The sequence below is a fragment of the Acinetobacter sp. 22512 genome, from assembly GCF_052044755.1.
Classification (GTDB): domain Bacteria; phylum Pseudomonadota; class Gammaproteobacteria; order Pseudomonadales; family Moraxellaceae; genus Acinetobacter; species Acinetobacter pittii.
The window spans coordinates 1-24,484 of sequence record NZ_JBQENP010000023.1; the positions used below are offsets into that span (position 1 = coordinate 1).

The 24,484-nt window shown below is 36.8% G+C and carries 26 protein-coding genes, 1 tRNA gene and 2 pseudogenes; 20 read left to right on the forward strand and 9 right to left on the reverse strand.

Annotated features, from left to right (window positions below; genetic code table 11):
• A pseudogene (locus tag ACTJJG_RS16770) lies at positions 1 to 220 on the forward strand (hypothetical protein); the annotation flags it as partial.
• A 187-nt stretch (positions 221 to 407) separates the two neighbouring features.
• Complete coding sequence (locus ACTJJG_RS16775) at positions 408 to 968, forward strand: TetR/AcrR family transcriptional regulator (RefSeq protein WP_078220440.1); 561 nt, start codon at positions 408 to 410, stop codon at positions 966 to 968.
• A 67-nt stretch (positions 969 to 1,035) separates the two neighbouring features.
• Here ACTJJG_RS16775 and ACTJJG_RS16780 read toward each other — a convergent pair whose 3' ends face one another.
• Positions 1,036 to 1,971 (reverse strand): metal-dependent hydrolase, encoded by a 936-nt coding sequence (locus ACTJJG_RS16780; RefSeq protein ID WP_068930917.1) that lies wholly within the window; start codon positions 1,969 to 1,971, stop codon positions 1,036 to 1,038.
• Positions 1,972 to 2,276: 305 nt separating this feature from the next.
• Positions 2,277 to 2,510, reverse strand: a complete 234-nt coding sequence (locus tag ACTJJG_RS16785) for a DUF2171 domain-containing protein (RefSeq protein ID WP_002113991.1) — start codon at positions 2,508 to 2,510, stop codon at positions 2,277 to 2,279.
• Positions 2,511 to 2,759: 249 nt separating this feature from the next.
• Here ACTJJG_RS16785 and ACTJJG_RS16790 point away from each other — a divergent pair, with 249 nt between their 5' ends.
• From ACTJJG_RS16790 to ACTJJG_RS16805, 4 genes are read left to right on the forward strand one after another with little or no spacing between them, the layout of a single operon-like run.
• A complete protein-coding gene (locus ACTJJG_RS16790) occupies positions 2,760 to 3,773 on the forward strand; it encodes an acyl-CoA dehydrogenase (RefSeq protein ID WP_372552816.1) in 1,014 nt (337 codons plus the stop codon).
• Positions 3,761 to 4,555, forward strand: coding sequence for a PIG-L deacetylase family protein (locus ACTJJG_RS16795; protein ID WP_372552815.1), 795 nt, complete (start codon positions 3,761 to 3,763; stop codon positions 4,553 to 4,555). Before ACTJJG_RS16790 ends, ACTJJG_RS16795 begins: the two co-directional genes overlap by 13 nt.
• Complete coding sequence (locus tag ACTJJG_RS16800; RefSeq protein ID WP_372552814.1) at positions 4,530 to 5,129, forward strand: class I SAM-dependent methyltransferase; 600 nt, start codon at positions 4,530 to 4,532, stop codon at positions 5,127 to 5,129. Before ACTJJG_RS16795 ends, ACTJJG_RS16800 begins: the two co-directional genes overlap by 26 nt.
• Complete coding sequence (locus ACTJJG_RS16805; protein WP_372552813.1) at positions 5,126 to 5,770, forward strand: glycosyltransferase; 645 nt, start codon at positions 5,126 to 5,128, stop codon at positions 5,768 to 5,770. The genes ACTJJG_RS16800 and ACTJJG_RS16805 overlap by 4 nt, the downstream gene beginning before the upstream one ends.
• Positions 5,771 to 5,774: 4 nt before the next feature.
• Here ACTJJG_RS16805 and ACTJJG_RS16810 read toward each other — a convergent pair whose 3' ends face one another.
• The gene (locus ACTJJG_RS16810) at positions 5,775 to 6,137 is read right to left on the reverse strand and encodes a DUF3592 domain-containing protein (protein WP_372552812.1); all 363 of its coding nucleotides are present in this window, start codon (positions 6,135 to 6,137) and stop codon (positions 5,775 to 5,777) included.
• 242 nt (positions 6,138 to 6,379) lie between these two features.
• Between ACTJJG_RS16810 and ACTJJG_RS16815 the strand changes: the two genes are divergently transcribed.
• Positions 6,380 to 7,627 carry a mechanosensitive ion channel family protein gene (locus tag ACTJJG_RS16815; protein WP_372552811.1) on the forward strand — a complete coding sequence of 416 codons (1,248 nt, stop codon included), beginning with the start codon at positions 6,380 to 6,382 and terminating at the stop codon, positions 7,625 to 7,627.
• An 87-nt stretch (positions 7,628 to 7,714) separates the two neighbouring features.
• On the opposite strand, the gene ACTJJG_RS16820 is transcribed toward ACTJJG_RS16815, so the two are convergent.
• Both ACTJJG_RS16820 and ACTJJG_RS16825 read right to left on the reverse strand, forming a co-directional pair.
• Positions 7,715 to 8,119: a hypothetical protein gene (locus tag ACTJJG_RS16820; protein ID WP_372552810.1), complete on the reverse strand. Its 405-nt coding sequence runs from the start codon at positions 8,117 to 8,119 to the stop codon at positions 7,715 to 7,717.
• A gap of 133 nt (positions 8,120 to 8,252) precedes the next feature.
• The gene (locus ACTJJG_RS16825; RefSeq protein ID WP_372552809.1) at positions 8,253 to 9,518 is read right to left on the reverse strand and encodes an MFS transporter; all 1,266 of its coding nucleotides are present in this window, start codon (positions 9,516 to 9,518) and stop codon (positions 8,253 to 8,255) included.
• A gap of 111 nt (positions 9,519 to 9,629) precedes the next feature.
• Between ACTJJG_RS16825 and ACTJJG_RS16830 the strand changes: the two genes are divergently transcribed.
• From ACTJJG_RS16830 to ACTJJG_RS16850, 5 genes and pseudogenes are all read left to right on the forward strand, one after another.
• The gene (locus ACTJJG_RS16830) at positions 9,630 to 10,076 is read left to right on the forward strand and encodes a winged helix-turn-helix transcriptional regulator (protein ID WP_017481410.1); all 447 of its coding nucleotides are present in this window, start codon (positions 9,630 to 9,632) and stop codon (positions 10,074 to 10,076) included.
• An 85-nt stretch (positions 10,077 to 10,161) separates the two neighbouring features.
• Entirely contained in the window at positions 10,162 to 10,491 is a 330-nt protein-coding gene (locus tag ACTJJG_RS16835; protein ID WP_372552808.1) for a hypothetical protein, read from the forward strand.
• 70 nt (positions 10,492 to 10,561) lie between these two features.
• Positions 10,562 to 10,708 (forward strand): annotated as a pseudogene (locus ACTJJG_RS16840) (putative peptidoglycan-binding domain-containing protein); the annotation flags it as partial.
• 526 nt (positions 10,709 to 11,234) lie between these two features.
• Positions 11,235 to 11,828, forward strand: coding sequence for a DUF4142 domain-containing protein (locus ACTJJG_RS16845; RefSeq protein WP_000644342.1), 594 nt, complete (start codon positions 11,235 to 11,237; stop codon positions 11,826 to 11,828).
• Positions 11,829 to 12,210: 382 nt separating this feature from the next.
• Entirely contained in the window at positions 12,211 to 12,840 is a 630-nt protein-coding gene (locus tag ACTJJG_RS16850) for a hypothetical protein (RefSeq protein ID WP_372552807.1), read from the forward strand.
• A 270-nt stretch (positions 12,841 to 13,110) separates the two neighbouring features.
• Here ACTJJG_RS16850 and ACTJJG_RS16855 read toward each other — a convergent pair whose 3' ends face one another.
• Positions 13,111 to 13,248: an integrase gene (locus tag ACTJJG_RS16855; RefSeq protein WP_372552817.1), complete on the reverse strand. Its 138-nt coding sequence runs from the start codon at positions 13,246 to 13,248 to the stop codon at positions 13,111 to 13,113.
• A gap of 495 nt (positions 13,249 to 13,743) precedes the next feature.
• Here ACTJJG_RS16855 and ACTJJG_RS16860 point away from each other — a divergent pair, with 495 nt between their 5' ends.
• Genes ACTJJG_RS16860 through ACTJJG_RS16870 form a run of 3 tightly spaced genes read left to right on the forward strand, consistent with a single transcriptional unit; the run spans position 13,744 to position 18,407 of the window.
• A complete protein-coding gene (locus tag ACTJJG_RS16860; RefSeq protein ID WP_253612364.1) occupies positions 13,744 to 15,012 on the forward strand; it encodes a DNA cytosine methyltransferase in 1,269 nt (422 codons plus the stop codon).
• Complete coding sequence (locus tag ACTJJG_RS16865; RefSeq protein ID WP_372552806.1) at positions 15,005 to 17,242, forward strand: ATP-binding protein; 2,238 nt, start codon at positions 15,005 to 15,007, stop codon at positions 17,240 to 17,242. The genes ACTJJG_RS16860 and ACTJJG_RS16865 overlap by 8 nt, the downstream gene beginning before the upstream one ends.
• A 1-nt stretch (position 17,243) precedes the next feature.
• Positions 17,244 to 18,407, forward strand: coding sequence for a hypothetical protein (locus ACTJJG_RS16870; RefSeq protein WP_440608987.1), 1,164 nt, complete (start codon positions 17,244 to 17,246; stop codon positions 18,405 to 18,407).
• Positions 18,408 to 18,497: 90 nt separating this feature from the next.
• Here ACTJJG_RS16870 and ACTJJG_RS16875 read toward each other — a convergent pair whose 3' ends face one another.
• The 3 genes from ACTJJG_RS16875 to cysS form a co-directional block, all read right to left on the reverse strand.
• Positions 18,498 to 18,959, reverse strand: a complete 462-nt coding sequence (locus tag ACTJJG_RS16875; RefSeq protein WP_372552805.1) for a very short patch repair endonuclease — start codon at positions 18,957 to 18,959, stop codon at positions 18,498 to 18,500.
• Between the two features lie 266 nt (positions 18,960 to 19,225).
• A tRNA-Gly gene (locus ACTJJG_RS16880) sits at positions 19,226 to 19,301 on the reverse strand.
• Positions 19,302 to 19,364: 63 nt separating this feature from the next.
• On the reverse strand, positions 19,365 to 20,786 hold the full coding sequence (gene cysS / locus ACTJJG_RS16885; protein ID WP_372552804.1) for a cysteine--tRNA ligase: 1,422 nt from the start codon (positions 20,784 to 20,786) through the stop codon (positions 19,365 to 19,367).
• Between the two features lie 213 nt (positions 20,787 to 20,999).
• Between cysS and ACTJJG_RS16890 the strand changes: the two genes are divergently transcribed.
• From ACTJJG_RS16890 to lptB, 5 genes are read left to right on the forward strand one after another with little or no spacing between them, the layout of a single operon-like run.
• Positions 21,000 to 21,977 carry a KpsF/GutQ family sugar-phosphate isomerase gene (locus ACTJJG_RS16890; RefSeq protein ID WP_002122342.1) on the forward strand — a complete coding sequence of 326 codons (978 nt, stop codon included), beginning with the start codon at positions 21,000 to 21,002 and terminating at the stop codon, positions 21,975 to 21,977.
• A gap of 3 nt (positions 21,978 to 21,980) precedes the next feature.
• Positions 21,981 to 22,520 carry a KdsC family phosphatase gene (locus ACTJJG_RS16895; RefSeq protein ID WP_002122322.1) on the forward strand — a complete coding sequence of 180 codons (540 nt, stop codon included), beginning with the start codon at positions 21,981 to 21,983 and terminating at the stop codon, positions 22,518 to 22,520.
• Between the two features lie 37 nt (positions 22,521 to 22,557).
• Positions 22,558 to 23,106 (forward strand): LPS export ABC transporter periplasmic protein LptC, encoded by a 549-nt coding sequence (lptC, locus tag ACTJJG_RS16900; protein ID WP_005070181.1) that lies wholly within the window; start codon positions 22,558 to 22,560, stop codon positions 23,104 to 23,106.
• Positions 23,090 to 23,638, forward strand: coding sequence for a lipopolysaccharide transport periplasmic protein LptA (gene lptA, locus ACTJJG_RS16905; protein WP_002122334.1), 549 nt, complete (start codon positions 23,090 to 23,092; stop codon positions 23,636 to 23,638). The genes lptC and lptA overlap by 17 nt, the downstream gene beginning before the upstream one ends.
• Complete coding sequence (gene lptB, locus ACTJJG_RS16910) at positions 23,638 to 24,381, forward strand: LPS export ABC transporter ATP-binding protein (protein WP_002122331.1); 744 nt, start codon at positions 23,638 to 23,640, stop codon at positions 24,379 to 24,381. The genes lptA and lptB overlap by 1 nt, the downstream gene beginning before the upstream one ends.
• Positions 24,382 to 24,484: the final 103 nt, after the last annotated feature.

Below are 24,484 nucleotides of genomic sequence, written 5' to 3' on the forward strand. Positions count from 1 at the left end.
GTCTAACTTATGGGGTGCAGTTCAGAACGGGAGGGGGACACCTTCGGGTGTGCTGATCTTTTGGGTATCAGTCTGTCAACCTTCTCTCGTTTCGCCACCATTATTTGACAGTAATGTGGTGAAGCTTCTTTATACCCAAAGGAGTCCGCTATGCGTACTATTTCTTCTTTATTGGCTTTTACCAAAGTCTCTCTATTCATACCACTCGAGCAATCTATAAAGCGGTTCAATCGACTCTAGGTTTTCTACACCTTAAGAATCTAAAACACAGCAACTATAAAACTTGAGATAGGTCAGCACGCCATTTTGTGCGGCTTTTGCATGCCTGTTTTTAGCACTCATTTTAAGAGTGACGGCATTTCTATCTCATTTACATACAACAAAAAATTATTTTAAGCGGTATATTTATGCCAAATTTACAATCCTCCTTTAAAGCATTAAAAGTGCTTCACGTAGCAAAAGACTTATTTAATCAATATGGATTTCATAAGGTCGGTGTTGACCGAATTATTAGTGAAGCCAAGGTTTCCAAAGCCACTTTTTATAATGCCTTTCACTCAAAAGAACGGCTAATCGAGAGGTGTATCAGTTTCCAAAAAGACACGCTAAAAGACAAAGTGTTTTCAATTCTCTATTCTTACAATGAACTCATGGTGCTGGATAAACTTAAGCAAATTTATTTTTTACATGCGAGTTTAGAAGGGCCATATCATTTACCCTTTAAGGCATTGTTTGAAATTAAAAGAGTCTATCCCAAGGCCTATGGCGTTACGATTGAGTACCGAACTTGGCTCATCAATGAAATTTATAAACTACTTTTAACTGTCAAAACTACCGCCTCAGTCGAAGACGCTTACATGTTTTTATGTATGATTGACGGGGCGATGTTCCGACTTTTTGAAAAAAACAGCATTGATGAAAGCGCGCTAGTTCGATTGTTTCTTTTTAATCTGTGTCGGTCTAGATAACTCTTAAACGAAAGAAAGCCTCCCAAAAAGAGGCTTTACTTTGTATTGAAATAAGCGCTTAGCTTGATTACACAGGTTTTGCGGCCTGCGCCATTCCTTCAAAATATTGAACCGCAGGCGAGCGAGCCATATAAGCTAAAGCTTGCTCGGTGTCTCCCTCATGAATTGGGTTAAATTTTGGAGAAGCCCATCTTAACGTCGCTTTCCATAAATATTTTATGGTCGGTAAGTTGTCTGAGCGAGTTGCGGTTTTTTCAAATTCACGAATAATTTTGAAGTAGCCACGGCGCATCAATTTTTGAATATCTTCATGCTCTAAATCTTGCTTACCTAAACTACGGGCAAAGTCAGCAAGGAAGTAAATAAACAGTGGGAAAACCGCCGCCATAATCACTTGGCGCGACACATAAAACCCAAACTTGTTTGTTAAAAGGTGCTCAAATAAATCATAAGCAACACAGCGATGTTCTACTTCTTCAGCTAAATGCCAACGGAACAAATCTGCCATAGCAGGGTCAGCTTGGTCCCAAGTCTTACTGTCTAGCGTCCATTGACCAATGGTTCCCGTAAAGTGCTCGATTGCAGCAATCACGCCTACTCGGAAAAGTAACCAATATTCATCAAGCTTTTCGCCTTTTAAAAAAGGTATGCCTAGAGGTTTGTCACCCAACAAAATATTAAAAACAAAATGGGCACGGTTGAGTGTTTCTTGAATGTCGTAACCATTTTCACGTAAGAAGTCCTGTGCTTTTTCATGGGCACGTGCATGAGCAGCTTCTTGGCGGACAAATCCAATCACTTCTTGTTTTAGTGCTTCATCGGTAATCAAGGGAAGGGTTTTATTAAACACACGGCAAAACCAAAACTCACCAGCGGGCAAGAGCATGTTGATGCCATTGGCGACATGCGAGCATAGCGGATCATTCGGCATCCAACAGACCGATGATTCGGTAAAATCGAAATGGACCTTTCTTGCTTTAAGCTGATGATTCCCTGTGATCATATATGTCACCCTATTCATAATTGTTCATTTAATGCGAATGGACAATTTTTAGCATTAAGTAAAATTGATCACCATGTGCTTAAGGGACAAAATGAGCTTCAAAAAGGTTTATAGAGATAAAAGCAACTCTGTTAAAGATTGGGTATATTTAACACAACACGAGGGTAAGCTTTATTTATTTTAAATATGAGATGAATAAAAAAAGCTCCTTAATAAAAAGGAGCTTTAGTTTTTATAATTTAAATTTTTAGTTATAAATTTATTTTATTTTAATTTAGCTAAAACTAGCTAGCTTACTTAGAAGTTTAGATCGCTTGCCACTGATCTTTAACTTCTTCTGAGTTTTTATTCAGAATAACTTGGTCTTCTTTTACCTCCCCAATCCATCCAGTAGGAATGAGGTGATGTTGACCACTTTCGTCTCGGGTGAGTTTTAACTGGTTTTCACCATCGAGATGATCGACAGTACCTACTTTAGTACCACAAGAAGCAATAACATCTGCGTGTTTTTTAATATCATTAATATTTAAAGTGTTCATTTTAGACCTCTTCTTTGGAAATAGAAAAACGGTAAGAACTAAACTACTTTAAATAATCGATTAAATGTTGAGTTTTTAATAAACCTTACATGATCGGATTATAAGTTCACTTAACCGTGATATTTGAGTAACAATGAAATAATTAGATATAAAACTAATAATATTTTTCTTTTTATTACAATTTATATGTTTATCTAAACAGAAATCTTTAGTTATGGTTGGGTTAAGTCTTATAAATAATTATTTGCAATGAATATTAAAATACCTATAAACATGACGATACTGAGCAGTTTGAGTGAATTTGAAGCTGCCCTAGCTGAAGATAAAAGTAAGCTTCGTATAAATTTACTTTTTCAGCTTTTAAATTTAACTCAAAATTTGCCTCATCCAGCTTCGGGTCAAACGTATCAACGTTGGCAACTTTTTGCGCAGATTGCTGGAGTCGACTTAAGTCTAGCCAAGCTTTTTGAGTCTCATTGTGATGCTTTAAGCATTTTAAATGAATTGGGTTATCAGCAAGAAATAGATGACCAGACTTGGGCAGTTTGGGCAGCAGACGGTGGACCAGCACCATTGCAAATAAAAGACAATCTTTGTAATGGCATAAAACCTTGGTGCTCTGGTGCTGAATTCATTGAAAAAGCTTTAATAAGTTATAAAGATCAGCAAGGGCAAGCGCAGCTTTGTATTGTTGACTTAAGTCATCCATCCATTACCACCGATTTAAGCCACTGGCACGCTGTAGGCATGCACGCAACACAGACTGCACAAGTTCGTTTCGAGAATACGCCTGTTCAGATGGTTGGTCAGCCAAACAGTTATTTAAAACGTCCAGGTTTTTGGCATGGTGCAGCTGGTGTAGCGGCCTGTTGGTATGGTGCCGCCGTGCGTCTAGCTAACTTTTTGCAAGAAAGCTGTCAGGCAAATCCGAATCCTTATAAAAAATTGTATTTAGGCGAGGTCGCTCAGCAGCTAGAAATCACTAAACAGTATTTTCAATATGTGGCCAAGCTCATAGACCATAAACCAACGCTAAGTCATGAGCGGGAAATACGCATATTACGTGCTCAAGCAGAACAATGCTGCCTGAGCGTTATTGAGCGAGTAGGAAAAGCCTTGGGCGCTCGTCCTTTTTGTGAAGATGCGACATTTGCTCAGCTCATGGCAGATTTGCCAGTGTTTATCAGGCAAAGTCATGCTGCTTTTGACTATGAGCAAATTGCAGAACTCTGTGTGTCGGAGCAAAGCCTATGGGAACTTTAAAACATCCTTTGGTTGAAGACCGAGTTATTTTTGGTGAGGGCACGGCCAAAGAGCAATGGTTAAATGTATTTAAAGAACATCCGCTAGCGCCTTTAGACCTTGAGTTATTTCGCTCAAAAAGAGTGGTAATTGTCGCTCCACATCCTGATGATGAAGTGCTTGGCTGTGGCGGATTAATGCAGCAGCTGATTGCACTGAACTGTAAAATAGTGGTTTTAGCTGTCAGTAACGGCACACAAAGTCATCCTAACTCTACAAAATATCCTCCAGATCAGCTTAATATTCTTCGTCCGCAAGAAAGCCTGACAGCCTTAAATTGTCTGGGCGTAGCAGAGTCAACCGAGCATATAGAGCTTAATTTGTTAGATGGCCAGATCCATTTGCAAACCGAACAACTGTGGCAGAATTTAGACAAGTTAGTTCAAGCCGACGATATTCTAATTTGTAGCTATGAATTTGATGGTCACCCAGACCATGAAGCCGTGGGTAAAACCGTACAAGCCTATGCAACCGCTAAGCAACTACTCTGTTTACACGTATTAATTTGGACTTGGCATTGGGCAGAGCCTTTAGACCCACGCATTGATTGGCTCCGAGCAAAAGCATTTTCCTTAACACCAGAACAGCTAACTAAAAAACATCAAGCAATTTTGCAGTTTAAAACCCAACTTGAAGCAGATGAAACTACGGGTAATGCCGCCGTTCTCTCTCCAAATGCGATTAAACGTCTTTTAATGCCTTATGAGGTTTATTTGAGTGATTCATTCTCGCATGTACTTTGAAGATTTATATCGTCATAACAGTGACCCATGGGGCTATGACTTTCATTGGTATGAAGCTCGTAAAAGACAAATTTGTCTCGCGCTGCTGACAAAACCCCGCTACCCAAAAGTGTTAGAAGTGGGTTGTTCAAATGGACATTTAAGTTTTCATTTGGCACAAAGAGCTGAGGAGTTGGTGTGTATAGATGTCTCTGAATGTGCTGTTCGCTTAGCGTCCGAGCGTTTAAAAGAATTTGAGCATGTGGTCGTTGAAAATAGAAAAATACCCGAAGACTATTCGATTCAAAAATATGATCTGATTCTAATTAGTGAGATGGCCTATTACTTATCGGCAGATGAATTGCATCAGTTTATTGAAAAGTTAAAACATAGTTTAAATGATGACGGTGAAATTCTGTGTTGTCACTGGCGTCATGAAATTCAAGATTTTGAATTAAACGCAGAGCAAGTCCATCAAGCTTTTCAGCAACATTTTCCATTTCATCACTACCTCAGCTTAAACGACCCAGACTTTATGATTGATCTGTGGACGGCGAACACTTCCTCTTTAGCGCAGCAGGAAAAACTCAGATGAAAATAGGTATCGTCATTCCAGCGCATAACGAAGAGCACTATCTATCGGCCTGTTTGCAATCTATTCAGGTCGCCATAGATAATATTAGTGGTTATGAGGTAGAAGTGCTTGTTGTACTTGATAGCTGTACAGATCAGTCGCGGTTGATTGTACAAAGCCATCAAATCAACTGGATTGAATGCAACTATGCATGTGTCGGCAAGGCGAGGGATTTAGGAATCCGTCATTTAATCGGGCGTGGCGTGACATGGATTGCATGTACCGATGCAGACACCGTGGTGAGTCCTGATTGGTTGCGCTATCAAATCCAGCACCAACCCACAGATGCAATTTGCGGTACTGTAACGCTAGACGATTTTAGTCATCTCTCTATAACGAAACAGCAAAAATATTTAGCGCACTATAAAGATCAGATGGACCACGCGCATATTCACGGGGCAAATTTAAGTTTTAGTGCAGAGGTCTATCTTTTGGTCGGTGGCTTTGAGCCTATTTCATGTCATGAAGACGTGTCTTTAATTAAAAAATTGATCCATCATTGTTGCAAAATTACTTGGAGTAATCTAGTTCGAGTAACTACAAGTAGTCGGTTAAATGGACGCGCACCTCAAGGTTTATCGTACTTTTTAAATAATCTCTAATAATTTAAATCATCACTTCACCCAATATCGAAATATTCTTGAAATTTTTAGGGTCATATTTAATTTTGATAATACTACCCACTTTATATTTATATTGATCTTGTTTAGTAATAAGCACCTTTAGATTTTCAGTAAGGACTTGGCCTTGCTCAGTTTGAAATTTCAATTTGACATAACATAAAGGGCGATATTGCACCTTAGCTAATGAGTCTTGAAAATATACGACCTCGGCAGAAGTCATCTTTCCTCGTTTATAAATTAAAAATCTTTGAACCTGACTTTTAAGAAAAAAGGTCCAAGTAATATAGATAAACAATAAGCTGAACCAGACTGTTCCAATAAAAGTCAAAAAATCAGAAAATTTCACTCACTCAAACCAGAATTATTCGTTTAACGCCTTATTCTAAATGAACCGATAAGCCTGATCTAGTTTATATAATTGGTCTAAAACATAAGCAAATGAAGCTTTAAAATTAACGGATCATAATTAAATTTGGGCAGGGTATATAACTTAGTTGTTGTATTTATGACTACATATGTAAACAAACCTTATGAGAAACGTTCTTAACCCCTAAAATTCTACAAAAGAAATTTTAAAGGTGTATAGGTTTGGATTTTTTAAATTTTTTCCGTGATATTCGGGGTGAGTTAAGTCAATATCCTTGGCTAGAAATGTTGGTTTCACTCACGATTTTGATTTTATTTGCTGCAATAGCAAATTTTATTGCCAAACGCATTATTGTTCGGGGCGTTCGACATTTAGTCACAAAACTCAAATCACCAAATCAGTCTATTTTTGCTCAGCATAGCGTTATAAAGAAATTTGCAAATATTGTTCCTGCTGTTGTGATTATGAATGGTATTGCAACGGTTCCTCATCTATCTCCAAAGTTCATTGCTTTTGTTGAGATGGCAGCACAAGCATTCATTTTTCTTACACTCGCACTTACAGTCAGCGAGCTGTTAAATATCTTTAACCTTATTTATCAGCGTAATCCAAAATCTAGAAACAAACCGATTAAAGGTTACTTGCAACTGGTTAAACTCATTTTATTTGTTGTGTGTGGCCTCATGATTTTGGGAACATTCCTTAAAAAGGATGTGTTCACTTTACTTGCAGGTTTTGGTGCAATGGCAGCGGTATTAATGCTGGTTTTCCAAAATACCATTTTGTCTTTGGTGGCGAGTGTACAAATTGCCTCTTATGACATGGTACGTATTGGAGACTGGATTGAAATGCCATCACTCAATGCAGATGGTGATGTAATTGATATTTCCCTGCATACCGTGACTGTTCAAAACTTTGATAAAACCTATACCACCATTCCGACCAATAAGCTCGTGACCGATACATTTAAAAACTGGCGTGGTATGAGCAATTCGGGTTGCCGTCGAATGAAGCGTTCACTTTTTATCGATCAAAGTAGCGTTCATTTCATGAGTGATGAAGAGCAACAAAAGCTCAAAGACTTTTTATTGTTAGATCAATACTTAAATGCAAAGAACTCTGAGATTGATGAATTCAATAAGCATTTAAGCAATCAATCTCGTTACAACAAGCGCCGTCTAACCAATATTGGTACATTTAGGGCCTATGTAGAGTTTTATTTACGTCAGCACAAGGGTATTGCTCAAAATCAAACCATTATTGTTCGTCAGTTACAACCGACCAGCCAAGGTTTGCCGTTAGAAATTTATGCTTTTACCAACACGATTGCATGGGTTTCTTATGAAGCAATTCAGTCAGATATTTTTGATCATTTAATTGCAATTCTTCCCGAGTTTGGTTTACGTGTTTACCAAGCACCTTCGGGTCATGACTTGCAAAGATTGACGGCAGAAATTCACCCAAGTTAAGTTTTTAAGCTGTAAATAACAGCGCATAAACTATTTGGAAAAAGCTCCCACATGGGGGCTTTTTTTACTCATACTCTTCACAAAAGATTATCCTGCAAACCAAATATTCTGATGATCACACATGGGACTCAAATGCTTAATACGTAGATTGTCTTGTTCAAAATTACCAATACCTCCAGCAATATCTAATATGCCCCCTAAGCCGATCTGCTGACCTTTATAACTTAAAGTGTTTTTTTCAGCATCCCACTGAGCGCTATGTTCTGGAAAGACAATGAGTGTATCTTTCACATAAAGACATCCTTGCTTTAACTCTAAGTTTCCTTTTAAGCGTGCTGAACCAGAGAAACCATCGTACTGATAGGCTGGGAGTTTCACAGCATTTGTACTGTCATTTGCTTCTTGTTGATGGCATCCTGCAACAAGGGCGAATACAACCGTGTAAAGCAATTTATTATTAATACCCAATTTTGTTCCTATAGGGATTTGCATATATTTGATAGTAATTGTCTAAAGTTGCATATCAATCTTTAGATTGTTAATGAAGATTTCATTCTATTACCGTTCGAACTTAAGATTTAAAGACTAAACTTTCTTATTCATGGGCTTATGAAACTTTTGGTTATTATATTTTATTTATTTGTATATTGTTATCTTTTTCATGGGTGATTTGAGGCACGATATGGCGTGTCATCCTCCAAAATAATAATGCAAGAAAGCTAACACTTGCACCGAGTGCACACACGCCAAGCCAACCAGCATAAGCATAAGTCGCTGTTGTGCTGATTGCACCCAATCCGCTACCTACCGCGTAAAAGAGCATGTATAGACCAACAAGACGGCTATGTGCTTCAGGACGAGTACGAAAAATCATACTTTGGTTAGTCACGTGCAAAGCTTGCCCACCTAAGTCTAGCAATACGATGCCAATCACGAGTGCCCAGAGTGAGTAAGCCATGAGTGAAAGTGGGCCCCATGCGAGCAGTAATATTAACAGTGCTGCCAAGCTTGTGTGCTGAGCATATCCACGGTCGGCCCAGTAACCCGCACGTGCAGCAGCCAAAGCACCAATCACTCCAGCGAGTCCAAAAGACCCAATTACAGTATGCGAGAAGCTATAAGGCGGGGCACTTAACGGCAGTACCAATGCGCTCCAGAAAATATTAAATGCCCCGAACATGAGTAAAGCTAACACACCGCGCACTTGGAGCACTTTTTCTTGGCGTAGTAGTTTTAACATCGAGGCTAGAAGCTGCGGGTAGCGCATGGCACTAGGTTGAATATTTAAATGAGGCAGACGTTTCCAAAGGGGCAATGCAATCATGAGCATGATGAGGGCTGCACAGAAGTACACGCCGCGCCAACCCGCCACATCACTAATTCCCCCTGAAAATACACGGGCAAGCAGTAAACCAATGAACACACCACTTTGTGCAGTACCGACCACATGGCCTTGCTCATGTGGGGCCGCAGCACTCGCAGCATAGGCAATAAGCCCTTGAGTCATGGCTGTGCCGAGTAAACCCACCGCAAGCATTCCTGCCAAAAGAATAATCGTAGAATGGGCAAAGCCAACCACGAGCAATGTAGATATTAAGGCTAGTAACTGTAGAGCCATTAATCGACGTCGATTTACCAAATCACCTAGCGGCACTAAAAAGATTAAAGCTAGCGCACAACCTATTTGAGTGGCTGTCACCACACCACCAATAGCGGCATGACTAACATTAAAGTCTCTCGCCAATATGTCGAGCAAAGGCTGGGCATAATATACATTTGCAACGCTTGCACCACTAGCAATCGCAAACAGCAAAATTACGCCACGAGGCATGCTTGAAAGTGGGTTATCACTTTTGGCATGTGAAGTAGAAGAGGCAAGAGAAGCTTTCATGGCTCTAAACTCACTCAAACTAGTTTTAAAATGCAACTGGTTGAATATTAAGCCTGCTAGTTTTAAAATGCAACTAGATGGCTTATTGCTGATGATTGGTAAGGAAACTCGATGACGAACTCTAAATTGTTAAAAGATGAACCTTGTCCTGTTGCACGTTGCGTCAATCTCATAGGAGATCGCTGGTCACTGCTTATTGTGCGTGATGCTTTTGATGGAATGCGCCGTTTTGGTGATTTCCAGCGCAGCTTGGGAGTGGCACGTAATATTCTTTCTGATCGCCTAAAAAAATTAGTCGATGCTGGTGTTCTTGAACTACAAGATGCTTCAGATGGCACCGCTTATCAAGAATATGTATTGACCGCTAAAGGGGAGAGTTTGTTCCCAGTGATTGTGGCTCTACGACAATGGGGAGAGCACAACCTATTTGAAAGTGGAGAGCGCCATTCTCTGTTAATTGATAAAACTACAGGTCAGCAAATTCCACTTATGGCACCAGTCGCGGCAGATGGAACAGTGCTGAGAGCTTCTAATACTCAAGTGCAAAAGGTGAAATAAAAGAAGAGAAAACAAAAATAACCTTTTTTAACTTAAATTTGGGCAGATTAGTTGCTAACCTTGCGCGTCAAATTAAGGTGAGATTATGAGATTTATATTCCTCTTTATCAGCGCAGTTTCAATTCAATGTTATGCAGCATCAGAAGCTATGGAACTTCATTACTGTGAAACTGTGAAGAAAGCAGCGAGTGGCGTGATGGATGCTAGACAACATGAAGTGCCCGCTAAAGAGTTACATGACATCGCCAATCATCTTGAAGAGCAACAAGCCAAACAACTTTATCAAGAGCTTATCAAATCTGCATATTCTTCAAAATTATTTGAAGATCCTCTCATTAAGTCAAAAGCTGTCGAAAATTTTCAAACCACTTGGCATGAACAATGTTTGTCAAAAGAATTAGCTAAAAATATGTGAGTGTTAGGGGGAAATGGCTAGCTTAGGTTGGAAGATAGAACTTTATTTCTTACTTACCTCTTCACTAACACTGGCTAAGCGCGGTAAAGCAGGAGAGAAGGTATTAGTTCGAGTTCTTAATATCATGCAAGGCCAACGTTACATTGAAATCTGTGAACGAAATCCTACCCAAGAGCAATTCTTTTATGGTTGGATCGCTAACCGCGTTTCACTATGAAGGTTCTGATTTCGCTGTGTATTCTACTTTCAGGATGCACAGCTCATACGATATCTACAAAAGTGCATGTCACTGTTTGTCTGTGCAGTATGTGTATTAAAGTCTTTGGGAGAACGCTTTTTTATAGATGTGCGAATAAGTTAAATTTGTTTAAATTTTCTTTGAATATATTTAATTTTAGCTTTAGTGTCTATAAGTTAATATAACGAGCTTTATTGTTATTTTCGTAAAAATAAAAAATAAAAATTGTTTTTAAGTTAATGTTTTTTAAAATTATATATATTTTATATTTACATTAATAAGATTGGATACAGATGCATAATTCATTATTAAATTTATATCATCTACTTTAAATAAGCTATTTACCTCTTTGCGAAGAATATTCAATGAGCGGTATAAATATGGTTGATTGAAATAATGAATAAATAAACCCAAGCTTGAATTTACAAGTAGGGATATAGAATGGAAATGTGAAAAAGCTACCCATAGGTAGAAATACTCATGAATTAAGTTAAAGGATATTGGTATGAAAGCTATTTTAACGAAGAAAATTATTAGCTGTATCGCAATTAGTGGTGTTTTAAGCTTCAGTGCATTTGAGATTATGGCAGCGAATCAACAAACTATAAATGATGGGAAGAATCACTCTAAAATATTAAATGAAAACCATGAAAATTTGACTGATAGTCAAATTTTCAAGATATTAAGTACAGCTAACAATGGTGAAATTAAGCAGGCAAAAACTGCATTGCCAAAACTAAAAATGGATGAAGCTAAGAAATATGCTGAAATGATGATTAAAGAACATTCAGCCAATGAAAAAAATGCACAAGCGTTGGCAAGTCGGTTACAGTTGATTTCACAAACCAGTAATCTTAGTAAATCATTGCAAAATGATAGTGATAAAATTGTTAGTAAGCTTAATCAAATAACATCAGATACTGATAAAAATTATATGATGAGTCAAGTTAAAGTTCACCGTAAAGTTTTGACAATAATTGATAAGCAGTTAATACCAAACACGAAAAGTTCTGAATTAAAAAATATGCTCGTACAAACACGTGATGCTGTTGCGAAACACCTAAAAGCAGCTGAAGATATATTTAAAAATATGAAATAATATATAATTATTATTTTTTAAAAATACATTTAAAAAGCCTAGTATTAATTAACTAGGTTTTTTAAATTGTATATACATAAAATAATAATTTCTGCAAGGCAGTGTAAAACTAGAATGTTATAGGTAATATTTAATTTAGCGAAATATAATGATTATGGGATAAAGGGTGATATAATTGTGGAGACTATTTGAATAAGAATTTTTATTGATGATAAATAATTTCTTTAATTAATAACATCTCCTTACTTAATAGGGGTGTTTGTGAAACATAAATAACCTAAAGGTGAATTATAATAATAATTGTCAAGCATATTTCAAAAGTTATTTTAATATTCTAGCTCTTTTGAAAGACACTAAATTTTAAAATATAGGGAGTAAGAAAATGGTAAATACAAAACAATCAAATTCAGATGGTAATCATACGACTCAAAAAGAGCAATCTTCTAATGGTAATGTATCAAATAGCAAACCATTACAAGACATTTCATCCACAATTGATAATGCTCGTCCAGATTTAAACTCACCACCGACCAATAACAATCATGTACCCGATATGAATGAAGGGGGAGAGAATTTGGTGGCTACAGGTGCAGGAACCTTGGGAGGAGCGGCGGTAGGTGCTGCATTTGGTGTTGTTGGGGGGCCTCCAGGTGCTATTGTTGGAGGGATTATTGGTGGTGTAGTAGGGGGAATAGCAGGTAATGATATAGCTCAAACAAATAATCAAAAAGATGATAGTAATTCTTGGCAAGAAGAAGATAATTATTGGCGAGAAAACTATAAAAAAATGCCATATTATACTGAAAACAAGAATCTAGAATATGATCGTGATTATCGGGCGGCTTATCGTTTAGGTTATGAAAATCGTGTACCTAATAATGCAGAAATTAATTTTTCCGAGGTTGAATCTAAATTGAAAACTAAATGGGAACAAGTTAAAGGCAGTTCACGTTTACAGTGGGAGGAAGCTAAATTTGCTGTAGAAGATGGATTGAAAAAAATTCATCCTTAAGTCATTTAATACTTAGAAAGTCTCCTCAATGGGGGAGACTTTGCGATAATATAATTTTAAGCTAATTTTTAATTTCAATATCAATAAAAACTTAATGATGGATTTAATCATAAAATATTAACTATATTTTCATTATTCTTTTTTCTTTAGGTATTTAAGTATTTGAACAATTAAGCGGGCACTCTTCTTTTTTCTGCCTTCTTCTTGATAGTACTTTTCAAAAAGTGCATAGAAGGAGATATGGATTTTTTCAGACTCAGGATTAGCCTGTTAAAATTGTAATTCTAATAATTTTTTAGCGGCCCATTGTTCACACTCACTCGCTGTATCTCGAGTAGCCGTATAACGTTTGCGTAGATAACGGACAGTGATGCGCCACGCGTCTCCGCGCTTAACCGGCTTTTGCATAATAAAACTCCAAATTTCATGGTACTGCAATGGAAATATAAAGCTTTTTTTAATGCGAATTTTGAATTGACCAATAGACAATAAAAAACCACCTAACTCTTTCGATTTAAGTGGTTTTTGAATTTTGGAGCGGGAAGTAGAGTTCAAACTCATAACTCCAGCTATGGCTGGATCAAAAGAGTTTTACCGGCACTCCTTCTGGCGCATATAGTAATTCAGTCACGGCTTAAGATGATGCGAGAAGACTATTCGCAGTCAGATGCATGTAACGATGTTAAAAGTGGCTTGGCAGTGTTGCATTGTCGAGATGGGGTTATAAATTTTTAAAATTGTTTTACATAGCTTGGATAAGTGCTCTTTGTATTTGCATATATAACAAAGTAATATTTTTCGACGGAAAAATACCCATTATGGACAGGGAAGTTCAATTTGCCTCTTGAAACACTTCATTTATCCTGGCACTCTTGCTTCTACAAAAAAAGGTGTATTTGTGGTATGACTGCCGTTAGCTCTTCTTTCAGATTTTTAGATGTATTTGCCGGTGCTGGAGGGCTTTCAGAAGGATTTATTCAAGCTGGTTTTATGCCGGTAGCGCATGTGGAAGCTGATGAAGCGGCTTGTGCTACTTTAAAAACACGTCAAGCATATCATTGGTTAAAAGATAATAATAAAATCGATATTTATAAAGACTATCTAGAAGGAAATATTACACGTAATGAGTTTTGGGGAATGGTGCCTCAAGAGGTTCTAGACTCAGTTATAAATGAATTTATTGGTCCTGAAAGTTTAAAATCTATTTTTGAAAAAGTTGATAAATTTTTAAATGGTAAAAAATTAGATATTATCGTTGGAGGACCACCTTGTCAGGCATATTCAGTTATCGGCAGGGCAAGAGGAAATATGGAAAATGATCCTCGTAATCATTTATATATTTATTACGCTGAATTTTTAAAAAAATATGAACCTGAATATTTTGTTTTTGAAAATGTACTCGGGCTCTTATCTGCAAAAGATAGAAATGGTGATTCATATTTTAAGAAGATGTGTAATCTCTTCAATGAAATGGGTTATGCTGTTGAATATAAAGTATTAACTGCTGCAGATTATGGGGTTTTACAGAATAGAAAGCGTGTAATTCTAATTGGTAAAAGAGGTGTAGAACACAAGGAATTCTATCCAGAGCTTTTGAAAGTTGATTTAAACGCTATGGTTTGGGATGCATTGGAAGATCTACCAAAAATAAAAGCTGGCGAAGGAAGTCATTTACCTTGTGAAGTTTCCCAAAATTATAGTCATTGGTTATTACAAGCGAATATACATACAGATTTACCAGTAACATGGCATCAAGCTCGTCCAAATACTACACAAGATTTGGAAATTTATCGTATAGCAGTGGATATTTGGAATAATAGTAAAAAAAGATTAAATTATAATGACTTGCCAAATAAATTAAAAAGTCATAAATTTAGTGAATCTTTTACTGATCGTTTTAAAGTGGTCGCTGGTGATTTAACTGCGTGTCATACAGTAGTTGCACATATGGCAAAGGACGGACATCATTATATTCATCCTGATATTGAGCAGAATCGCTCTTTAACTCCACGTGAGGCTGCACGATTACAAACTTTTCCTGATGATTATTTCTTTGAAAGTCAAAGCGGGAAACCTAGTCGTACGAGTGCCTATAAACAAATTGGTAATGCTGTGCCCGTTCTATTAGCAAATAAAATTGCAGAAAAAATTATGGAGTATTTAAATGGCTGAAGATAAAAGAATTATAATAAGACCAGCTGGGCGACACATACTTACGATTGGAAGAGAGTTAATTCAAGACCATGCCGCTGCAATAATTGAATTGGTTAAAAATGCTTTTGACGCTGATTCACCGGCAGTAGATATAAAAATTAATAAAGATAATTCAAATAAAAATTATAAAATTATCATAACTGATTATGGTCATGGTATGTCTCGTGATGATGTATTATTAAAATGGTTAGTTCCCTCTACTGATGATAAGCTTAAGAGAAAATCCACTAGAAATGGACGAGTAATGCAAGGCCGTAAAGGAGTCGGTCGATATGCAGTAGCATTATTAGGAGATCTTTTAAAAATTCAAACAGTAACTGAAAAAGGAGAGTGTACTACAGTTTCTTTGTGCTGGAGTGAGTTTGAGAAAGCCCAGTATCTAGATCAAGTTGATATTAAAGTAGAGACAATTACTGATAATAATTTGAAGAAAGGTACAACAATTGAGATTTTTGGTGATGAAAAATTTTATGGTGAATGGACTGAAAAACAAGTTAATAAATTGATTTTTGAATTAAAAAAGTTGGTAGTGCCTTTAGATTTAAGCAGAAGTAATGAAAATAAGAATTTAAATTTTAATATTTATCTCGAGGTAGAAAGTGATAACAATGATGAGGTGATGAAAAAAACTGAAATTAAATCATATCCGATTGTAGATTATTTTGATTATCGAATATCTGGAACAGTTGAAAAAGATGGTACAGGGAAATTAATTTATTCTTGTCAAAAGGCAGATAATATCCCGAATGAAGAAATCAGTTTCCAATTTAAAGAAGCTGTAACTATTGATAATAAATCTTATATGAGAAACTCTCATCTAAATTGTGGAAAGTTAATTTTTGATATTAGGGTTTATGACCGTGATCCTGAATCACTGTTATCATTAATTAAGCGAGGAAGCTTAACTAAAAATATTGAAAATACTCAATTAGAATTGGGTGAGCCTAAGGGGAAGAAAAAAGTTCAAGAGTTTACTAAGACTGATGCGAAAAATTTATTAGATGAATACAATGGTTTGGGAGTTTTTAGAAATGGCTTTCGTCTTAGACCTTTAGGTGATCCTGGATATGATTGGTTACTATTAGATAGCCGACGTGTTCAAAATCCTTCAATGAGAATCGGTATTAACCAAGTAATTGGTTATGTAAAGATACAATCAGAAGAAGACTCTAATTTAATAGAAAAAAGTGCTCGTGATGGTTTAAAAGATAATAGAGCCTATGAGGATTTAATGAATGCTACTCAGCAAGTAATTGCTGAGTTAGAAACCCGAAGATTTAATTATAGAAAAATTAATGGACTTTCGAGACCTGCTTTAAAAATTGAACAAGAGTTCGAAAAGTTATTTAATTTTGATGATTTGAAGTTTGATATTAAGAAATCTTTAGATGAAGAGGGTGTCTCTTTGGAGACCTCTGATAAAATTTTAAAATCTATAGATGAGAAATCAAAAGAGCAGAATAAAGCCGTAGAAGAAATACGCAAAGCCGTTTCTGTATACCAGACTCAAGCTATGTTAGGAAAAATTATAAATCAGATTTTGCATGAAGGCAGAAGACCTTTAAATTTCTTTAAAAACGAAATACCTAGTTTTAAATTCTTCTTACAAAGTTATATTGAAAACAATAATGAAGATGATTTGAATGAAATTTTGAGTATAGCTGAAGGAATTAATAAAAACTCAAAAGATTTTGTAGAGCTTTTTAGCAAAATATCTCCTCTAGCCGCTGCAAAAAGAGGGAATAGAAAGCAAGAGTTTATCTATAAATGTATTGATGATGCTTTAAAATTATTTTCTAATGATTTAAATATTTTAAATATTGAGGTTAAAATTAATATAAATAAAAATCAAACCCTACTTTGTTGGAAGCAAGATATAGATATTATATTTGCGAACTTAATTGAGAATAGTATCTATTGGTTAAGTCAGATTAATGAGTCTCGTAAAATTGAGATATATGAAGGCTTCGATGAAGGTAAACCAATAATTTTATATAAAGACAATGGACCTGGGATTGATGTAGATAGTATTAAATCAAATGCTATTTTTGAACCAGGTTTTACTAAAAAGACTGAAGGTACTGGATTGGGGCTTTCTATTGCAGGTGAGGCTGCTGATAGAAATGGTTTGGAGTTAAAAGCACAAGAGTCAGATGAGGGTGCTTTATTTTTGTTGTTAGGAAAATAATATGAATTATTTAAAATTAGCTTTAATTGAAGATGATCAAACTACAATTGAAACTTTTGAAAGATCTTGTAAGGTTTTTGAGAGACAGGTTGAAGTCAAAATAGATATTATTAAATGCAGAAATTTATCTGAATTTCAATCAAAAATTTTAGATATTATAGGTTGTGATGGATTAATTGTAGACATGGCATTAACACAGGCTTCAGAAAATGAAGAAAGTGGTTTGCAAGTAATTGAATATTTTTCTAATAATAAAATTATTATTCCAACAGTCGTCTTTACTGGTACACAAGATCCGGTAATATCAAGCCATCCATTCATTGATATAATGGTTAAAGGGGAGGTTGCTAATGAAGAAATTATAGATAACTTTCTAAAAATAAAATCTTCAGGAATATTAGTTATTTTAGGGGGGAAAGGATTGTTAAAAGAATACATGTATAATGTTTTTCATAATAACATTAATAAACAAAAGAAAAGATGGATTGACCATTCAGGAAATAACTTGGAAGAAACAAAAAAAGCTTTATTAAGACATACAATAAATCATTTATTTCAATATCTTGAAGAAGATTCAAGCAAAGTTTTTGTTGAAGAAATGTATATTTATCCGCCTATTTCAAAAATCATAAGCCCTGGATGTATTGTTCGTAAAGATAAAACAGATTATTTAGTTCTTACACCTGCTTGCGATCTCGTACCTAGAGCTTACAAAGAAAAAGATGAAAATGGAGAGGTTAAAAAATCATCTGAAGGGGAGCCTATAATTACCATGAAACCAAAAACTAATTGTGTTCTTTTAGCTGAAATTCAACCTTTAGAAAAATCATTACAAGAAGTTTTAGAAATGGATAATTTGTCCCGATCACCTAAAAATATTAAAAAGTGTTTAGATAAAATTTTTAAAGATGTCTTGGAGTACTATCACTTTTTACCAGATGCTTTTGATTTTAAGGGGGGAACTGTTCTATTTAGATCTATTACTTCAGTCGAACCTGAAAAATTAGCTAACGAATATAGCTCAATTATAATTCGAGTTTCTCCTTTCTTTTTAAATAATATTCAAGCTAGATTTTCTCGCTACTATGCGAGACAAGGACAACCAGATATTGATTATTCTAGTTTTATGGAAGAAAAAATAGCTATGTATGGCGTGAATACTTAAAAACTATATGAATAATATAGGGGCTCTATGCAATTTCTTGATTTTTCCTAAATAAATTGATTCCTTAATAGGGGGTAGATTAGCCTTCTATTAAGAAATTATTTGTTCATTTATTTCTAGTAATGGTTCTGAATCCAATAGCCATTTTGTAAGGATATCTATAAGTGCTACAGGATCTTTTTTAGAACGACGTACCGCACACTCCCAGATGGTACATATTCTCCAGCCGCTATTTAAAAGAAGCTCTTTGGCTTTCAGATCATTTTCCTGATTCTTGGAAATTTTTGCTTCCCAGAATTCGGTACGACTGGCCGGTAGCTTGAACAACCGGCAATTCTGATGCCCATGCCAGAAACAGCCATGTATAAAAATGATAGCCTTGTATTTTGGTAATACGATATCAGGTTTACCAGGCAGATCCTTGCGGTGGATACGGAAGCGGAAGCCCTGTGCATGAAGAAGGCTACGGATGAGCAATTCGGGTTGTGTATTCCGTCCTTTAATATTTGACATCATGCGGCTACGCGTTGCGCTATCGACGATATCTACCATTATTATTTATACCTTATTTTTAATGATAATCAGTTTAGCAGTACTTGAACTTATGAATGGTATATACATTTTTTGCTTTATAGTGGGCGAAATGTAAATACGCATCACACCCGATAGTTAGAAGCTTATGGAAAGATGAGTTTTGATATTCATGATGTTGCAGCAGAATATAAAGCGCTCTTTAATATCAATTTTACCTAGTCAAAACTAATCAATAGACAATAAAAAACCACCTAACTCTTTCGAATTAAGTGGTTTTTAAATTTTGGAGCGGGAAACGAGACTCGAACTCGCGACCCCAACCTTGGCAAGGTTATGCTCTACCAACTGAGCTATTCCCGCAATGTGAGCACATTATAGAGTGTTTCATTAAAGTGTCAACACTCTTGTGATCTAATTGAACGTTTAATCAGCACGACGCCAAACTGTACCTTGGCGAGTGTCTTCAAGTACCACACCTTGGTCGAGTAAAAACTGACGAATACCGTCTGCTTTCGCAAAGTCTTTTGCCTTTTTTGCATCAACACGTTGTTGAATAAAATCCTCAATTTCAGCATCAGACAAAGCAAGCGCTTCTTGTCCAATATCTGATTTTAAGAAATCATCTACATTGTGTTGTACCAAACCTAAAATGTTGGTGAGGTGACGTAATGTCGAATAAAGTACAGTTGCTTGCTCAGCTTGCTCTTCTTTTACAGCACGGTTTAACTCTTTGTTAAGTTCAAACAATACAGCCATTGCTTCGGCAGTGTTGAAATCGTCACACATTGCATTGTTAAAACGTTCAATAAAGCTTTGATCAAGCGTTTCAGTTGTCGTTTGACCATACACTTGTTGGTAAGCTTTAAATGAATGGTAGAAGCGAGTTAAAGAAGTTTTTGCTTCTTTGAGTGCCACATCAGAGAAGTTCACAGGACTACGGTAATGTGAAGATACAATAAAGTAGCGGATCACTTCAGGGTGGAATTTCTCCATCACGTCACGAATCGTAAAGAAGTTGCCTAAAGACTTAGACATCTTTTCGCCGTCAACATTAATGAAGCCAACATGCATCCAGTAGTTTACATATTGCTCACCAGTCGAAGCTTCACTTTGCGCAATTTCATTTTCATGGTGCGGGAACATTAAATCTGAACCACCACCATGAATGTCAAAGTGATTGCCTAAGCAGCAAGTCGACATTGCAGAACATTCAATGTGCCAACCCGGACGGCCATTACCCCAAGGAGATGCCCAAGACGGTTCATTTTCTTTGGCATGTTTCCAAAGTACAAAGTCAAACGGATGTTTCTTTTCAACTTCTACATCAACACGTTCACTTGCGCCAGCTTGCATGTCATCAAGCTTACGGCCAGAGAGGCGACCATATTTTTCAAATTTGGTCACTTCAAAATAAACATCGCCATTTGCAGCAGGGTAAGCAGAGCCTTTATTGACCAAATTGCCAATCATGTTTTGCATCTGATCAATATATTCAGTCGCTTTAGGTGCTTCATCAGGTGCAGCACAGCCTAAATTGGCTGCATCTTCGTTCATTGCATCAATGAAACGAGTAGTAAGCTGCTGAATAGTTTCACCATTTTCATTCGCACGTTTAATGATTTTGTCGTCAATGTCGGTAATGTTGCGAATGTAGCGAACATTCCAGCCCTGACTACGCAAGAAACGAATAATGTAGTCAAATGCAACCATAACTCGAGCATGCCCGATATGACAGTAGTCGTAAACGGTCATACCGCAGACGTACATATCGATGTGACCTTCTTTACGAGGTACAAATTCAACTTTTTTTCGTTGCTCAGAGTTATATAAAACAAACGGTTGCATAAGGGTTTTCAAACACTCAACAAAAACAGTGTTACATCATAACTGATGCATCATTTTTCACAAAGGTTTATGCAAGAATTTTATAAGCTTGTGAAATCTTATACATTTAAAAACGTGTAGATGATTGAGTTATGTTAGAATGCCCCCAAATCTTTTGATTAAAATCACCGATCTTCACAAGAGATCAGATCAATTATTTTGAGTCAAACTCGTATGCCCAATCCTACAGATTTCCAAAGCAGCGCATTAGCAACATTGCGTATTGAGCAACAAGCCTTAGACGTGTTAGCAACACAAATTGGTGACAGTTTTAACCGAGCTTGTGAAATATTGTTACAGTGTAAAGGTCGTGTTGTGATCACTGGCATGGGTAAGTCAGGGCATATTGGCCGTAAAATGGCTGCTACTTTCGCCTCAACTGGTACACCATCTTTCTTTATGCATCCGGGCGAAGCTGGGCATGGCGATTTGGGAATGCTGGTTCGTGGTGATGTTTTAATTGCGATTTCCAACTCTGGAAAAAGTGATGAAATCATGATGTTGATGCCTTTAATCAAACATCTTGGCGTTCCTCTTATTACCATTAGCCGTGATGATAAAGGCCCAATGCCGCAAAACGCTGACATCGCGTTAACTTTAGGGGAGTCTGACGAGGCATGTCCATTAGGTTTAGCGCCTACGTCGAGTACTACAGCAACTTTAGTTTTGGGTGATGCACTGGCCGTTGCTTTACTTGAAGCACGTGGTTTTACCGCAGATGATTTTGCTCGTTCGCATCCAGCAGGTGCGTTGGGTAAACGCTTACTTTTACATGTAAAACATCTGATGCATACAGGCGATGAACTGCCAAAAGTTTCACCAGATACACCAATGAATCAAGTGCTTTATGAAATTTCTAATAAACGTTTAGGCTTGACGACAATTGTAGATGAACAAGAACATTTGCTTGGTATTTTCACCGATGGTGACTTGCGCCGTTTAATTGATAAACAGCAAGGTTTTGATGTGAATTTGCCTGTTTCAGAAGTGATGACAAAAAAACCATCAACGATTTCTCAAGAAGCACGTGCGGTAGAAGCTCTACAACAGCTGAACCTGAAAAAAATTAGTCAGTTTGTGGTGGTAGATGACCAAAACAAAGTGATTGGTGTAATTAGTATGCATGACCTTATTCAGGCAGGGGTAAATTAATCAATGGCATCTTATGCATTGTTAGAACAAGCACGTCATTTACAGGCATTGGTTCTGGATGTTGATGGTATTTTGAGTGATGGCTTCGTAACCTTAACCAATAGTGGCGATGAAATTAAATCATTCGATATTCGTGATGGTTTAGGAATGAAGCTTGCACAGCAAGCCGGCATGAAAGTTATCATTATTACAGGCCGAAAAAGCAATATTGTTGAAAAACGTATGTCTGATTTAGGTGTAGACCTCGTTTTTCAAGGCCGTGAAGACAAGGGCTCAGCACTTCGTGAAGCTTGTGCGCAGTTTAATATTTTGCCGTCTGATTGCTTATATATGGGCGATGATTGGCCTGATTTATCTGCTTTTGCAATTGCAGGTATGAGTGTTACTGTGCCAAATGGTCACGAAGAAGTACGTCGCCGTGCGCATTTGGTTACGCAGTCGATGGGTGGGCGTGGTGCTGTACGTGAAGTCTGTGATATGTTGCTGATCGCAAAAGGCATTTACCAAGAACTTCTTGAAAAATATCTTGCAGTACCGCATTAATAATAAGATTACTTAAAAAGGTAGGCTATTCCTGCTCATGGATACCAGAGTTTTATCAATTGTTGCTGTAGTGGTTGCTGCTATAAGTGGTGGTTACTACTACTATAGTGGCAAGGCAAAAAAACTAGACATTGGTTCTGCGAAGAATATGACATATTCAGCGCAGGGCGTCCATTTGACTCAAACTGATGATCAAGGCAATTTGTATATTCGTGCTGAAGTTCGTCAGCTTGAACAGGATATGCAACAAAAAACATCAAAGTTGGATCAACTTAATGCCTCGATGTATAAAGATGGCAAAGTTGATGCGACATTCTTTGCAAAACAGGCAAATGGCTACGATGATAACCGTAAAGTTATTTTATCGGGTGATGTGGTCGCAACTAAACTGGCGCCCCAAGGGAAGATTGAATTCCAAACTGATGAGTTAACTGGATATCCAAAAACCAGAGAAATTGAAACAGATCACCAAGTGGTTGTTCAATCTCCGCAAGCCGAGTTTGTCAGCAAAGGATTAAAAGCTAATTTGAATAATGGTCAGTACGAATTTTTTAATATTCGAGGAAAGTATGCACCAAAGTCTTAATTTAAAACGTTCTTCAGCTTTCCTAAAACAAGCTGCGGTAATTACATTCGTTGCTTTATCATCTGCTTCGACTTTTGCTTTACCGTCTGACCGTAATCAACAAATTTCGTTAGTGGCAGACCGTGCAACTTATAATGAGAAAACGGGTTTAACGACTTATACGGGTAATGTCGTGATTGAACAAGGTACGATGAAGCTTCAAGCCGACTCAATTGTTGCTACGCTAAACTCTAAGCGTGAAATTCAAACGATTACTGCCAAAGGTAGACCATCTAAATTCCAACAGCAAATTAGTGCTGACAAGGGCGTTGCACGAGGCGAGGGGCAAACCATTGTTTATAATGCAGATACAGGCATTATTACTTTGACTGGTGGTGCATATCTATATCAAGATGGTTCAAGCATCCGTGGTAACTCATTGAAATATAGTATGAACAAAGGTGATGTTGAAGCTCAAGGTTCATCATCAAACCGCGTTCAAATTATTATTCCGCCATCAACTTCAAAAAGTTTCCCAGGAGCGCGTGACTAATGCAACAAGCTCTTCAACCCCAAACTTTGTGTATTAAGCACTTAGCAAAAAACTATAGTAAACGTTGGGTCGTCAAAGACGTATCTTTTAGTATGCAAAGTGGACAGATTGTTGGTTTGCTTGGCCCTAACGGCGCAGGAAAAACAACAAGCTTCTATATGGTTGTTGGGCTAGTGCGTATGGACAAAGGTGAAATTCACCTTGATGATCTTGATATGTCCGATTTGGCAATGCATGAACGGGCACGTAAAGGAATCGGATATCTTCCGCAAGAAGCTTCTATTTTTAGAAAGCTGACAATTGCTGAAAATATTATGTCTATTTTAGAAACACGCAAAGACTTAAATAAGCAACAGCGCCAACAACGTCTTACTGAATTGTTGAATGACTTTAAAATCAGTCATATTAAAGATTCATTGGGAATGAGTGTGTCTGGTGGTGAGCGCCGCCGTGCTGAAATTGCACGTGCATTGGCTGCTGATCCTAAGTTTATGTTACTTGATGAACCGTTTGCCGGTGTCGATCCAATTTCGGTAGGCGATATTAAAGATATTATCCAAACCTTAAAAGATCGCGGTATTGGTGTGCTTATCACAGACCATAACGTACGTGAAACTTTAGCAATCTGTGAACGTGCGTATATTGTGAGCGAAGGTGCGGTAATTGCAGAAGGCACTCCACAAGAAATTCTGGATAACGAACAGGTACGTAAAGTCTACTTAGGTGACGATTTTACAGTTTAAATAAAAAAGTTAATCTATTTGGCTAAAAAGAGGTCAATGCTTCTTTTTAGCTTTTTTATATTTAATTATTAAAAAACAATAAATTACACGGTTCACTTGATGA

Excerpts from the sequence above, each read along its gene's own strand:
- ACTJJG_RS16775 (WP_078220440.1), top strand. The coding sequence starts at position 408 with ATGCCAAATTTACAATCCTCCTTTAAAGCATTAAAAGTGCTTCACGTA.
- ACTJJG_RS16780 (WP_068930917.1), bottom strand. The coding sequence starts at position 1,971 with ATGATCACAGGGAATCATCAGCTTAAAGCAAGAAAGGTCCATTTCGAT.
- ACTJJG_RS16785 (WP_002113991.1), bottom strand. The coding sequence starts at position 2,510 with ATGAACACTTTAAATATTAATGATATTAAAAAACACGCAGATGTTATT.
- ACTJJG_RS16790 (WP_372552816.1), top strand. The coding sequence starts at position 2,760 with ATGAATATTAAAATACCTATAAACATGACGATACTGAGCAGTTTGAGT.
- ACTJJG_RS16795 (WP_372552815.1), top strand. The coding sequence starts at position 3,761 with ATGGGAACTTTAAAACATCCTTTGGTTGAAGACCGAGTTATTTTTGGT.
- ACTJJG_RS16805 (WP_372552813.1), top strand. The coding sequence starts at position 5,126 with ATGAAAATAGGTATCGTCATTCCAGCGCATAACGAAGAGCACTATCTA.
- ACTJJG_RS16820 (WP_372552810.1), bottom strand. The coding sequence starts at position 8,119 with ATGCAAATCCCTATAGGAACAAAATTGGGTATTAATAATAAATTGCTT.
- ACTJJG_RS16825 (WP_372552809.1), bottom strand. The coding sequence starts at position 9,518 with ATGAAAGCTTCTCTTGCCTCTTCTACTTCACATGCCAAAAGTGATAAC.
- ACTJJG_RS16830 (WP_017481410.1), top strand. The coding sequence starts at position 9,630 with ATGACGAACTCTAAATTGTTAAAAGATGAACCTTGTCCTGTTGCACGT.
- ACTJJG_RS16835 (WP_372552808.1), top strand. The coding sequence starts at position 10,162 with ATGAGATTTATATTCCTCTTTATCAGCGCAGTTTCAATTCAATGTTAT.
- ACTJJG_RS16845 (WP_000644342.1), top strand. The coding sequence starts at position 11,235 with ATGAAAGCTATTTTAACGAAGAAAATTATTAGCTGTATCGCAATTAGT.
- ACTJJG_RS16850 (WP_372552807.1), top strand. The coding sequence starts at position 12,211 with ATGGTAAATACAAAACAATCAAATTCAGATGGTAATCATACGACTCAA.
- ACTJJG_RS16855 (WP_372552817.1), bottom strand. The coding sequence starts at position 13,248 with ATGCAAAAGCCGGTTAAGCGCGGAGACGCGTGGCGCATCACTGTCCGT.
- ACTJJG_RS16860 (WP_253612364.1), top strand. The coding sequence starts at position 13,744 with ATGACTGCCGTTAGCTCTTCTTTCAGATTTTTAGATGTATTTGCCGGT.
- ACTJJG_RS16865 (WP_372552806.1), top strand. The coding sequence starts at position 15,005 with ATGGCTGAAGATAAAAGAATTATAATAAGACCAGCTGGGCGACACATA.
- ACTJJG_RS16870 (WP_440608987.1), top strand. The coding sequence starts at position 17,244 with ATGAATTATTTAAAATTAGCTTTAATTGAAGATGATCAAACTACAATT.
- ACTJJG_RS16875 (WP_372552805.1), bottom strand. The coding sequence starts at position 18,959 with ATGGTAGATATCGTCGATAGCGCAACGCGTAGCCGCATGATGTCAAAT.
- cysS (WP_372552804.1), bottom strand. The coding sequence starts at position 20,786 with ATGCAACCGTTTGTTTTATATAACTCTGAGCAACGAAAAAAAGTTGAA.
- ACTJJG_RS16890 (WP_002122342.1), top strand. The coding sequence starts at position 21,000 with ATGCCCAATCCTACAGATTTCCAAAGCAGCGCATTAGCAACATTGCGT.
- ACTJJG_RS16895 (WP_002122322.1), top strand. The coding sequence starts at position 21,981 with ATGGCATCTTATGCATTGTTAGAACAAGCACGTCATTTACAGGCATTG.
- lptC (WP_005070181.1), top strand. The coding sequence starts at position 22,558 with ATGGATACCAGAGTTTTATCAATTGTTGCTGTAGTGGTTGCTGCTATA.
- lptA (WP_002122334.1), top strand. The coding sequence starts at position 23,090 with ATGCACCAAAGTCTTAATTTAAAACGTTCTTCAGCTTTCCTAAAACAA.
- lptB (WP_002122331.1), top strand. The coding sequence starts at position 23,638 with ATGCAACAAGCTCTTCAACCCCAAACTTTGTGTATTAAGCACTTAGCA.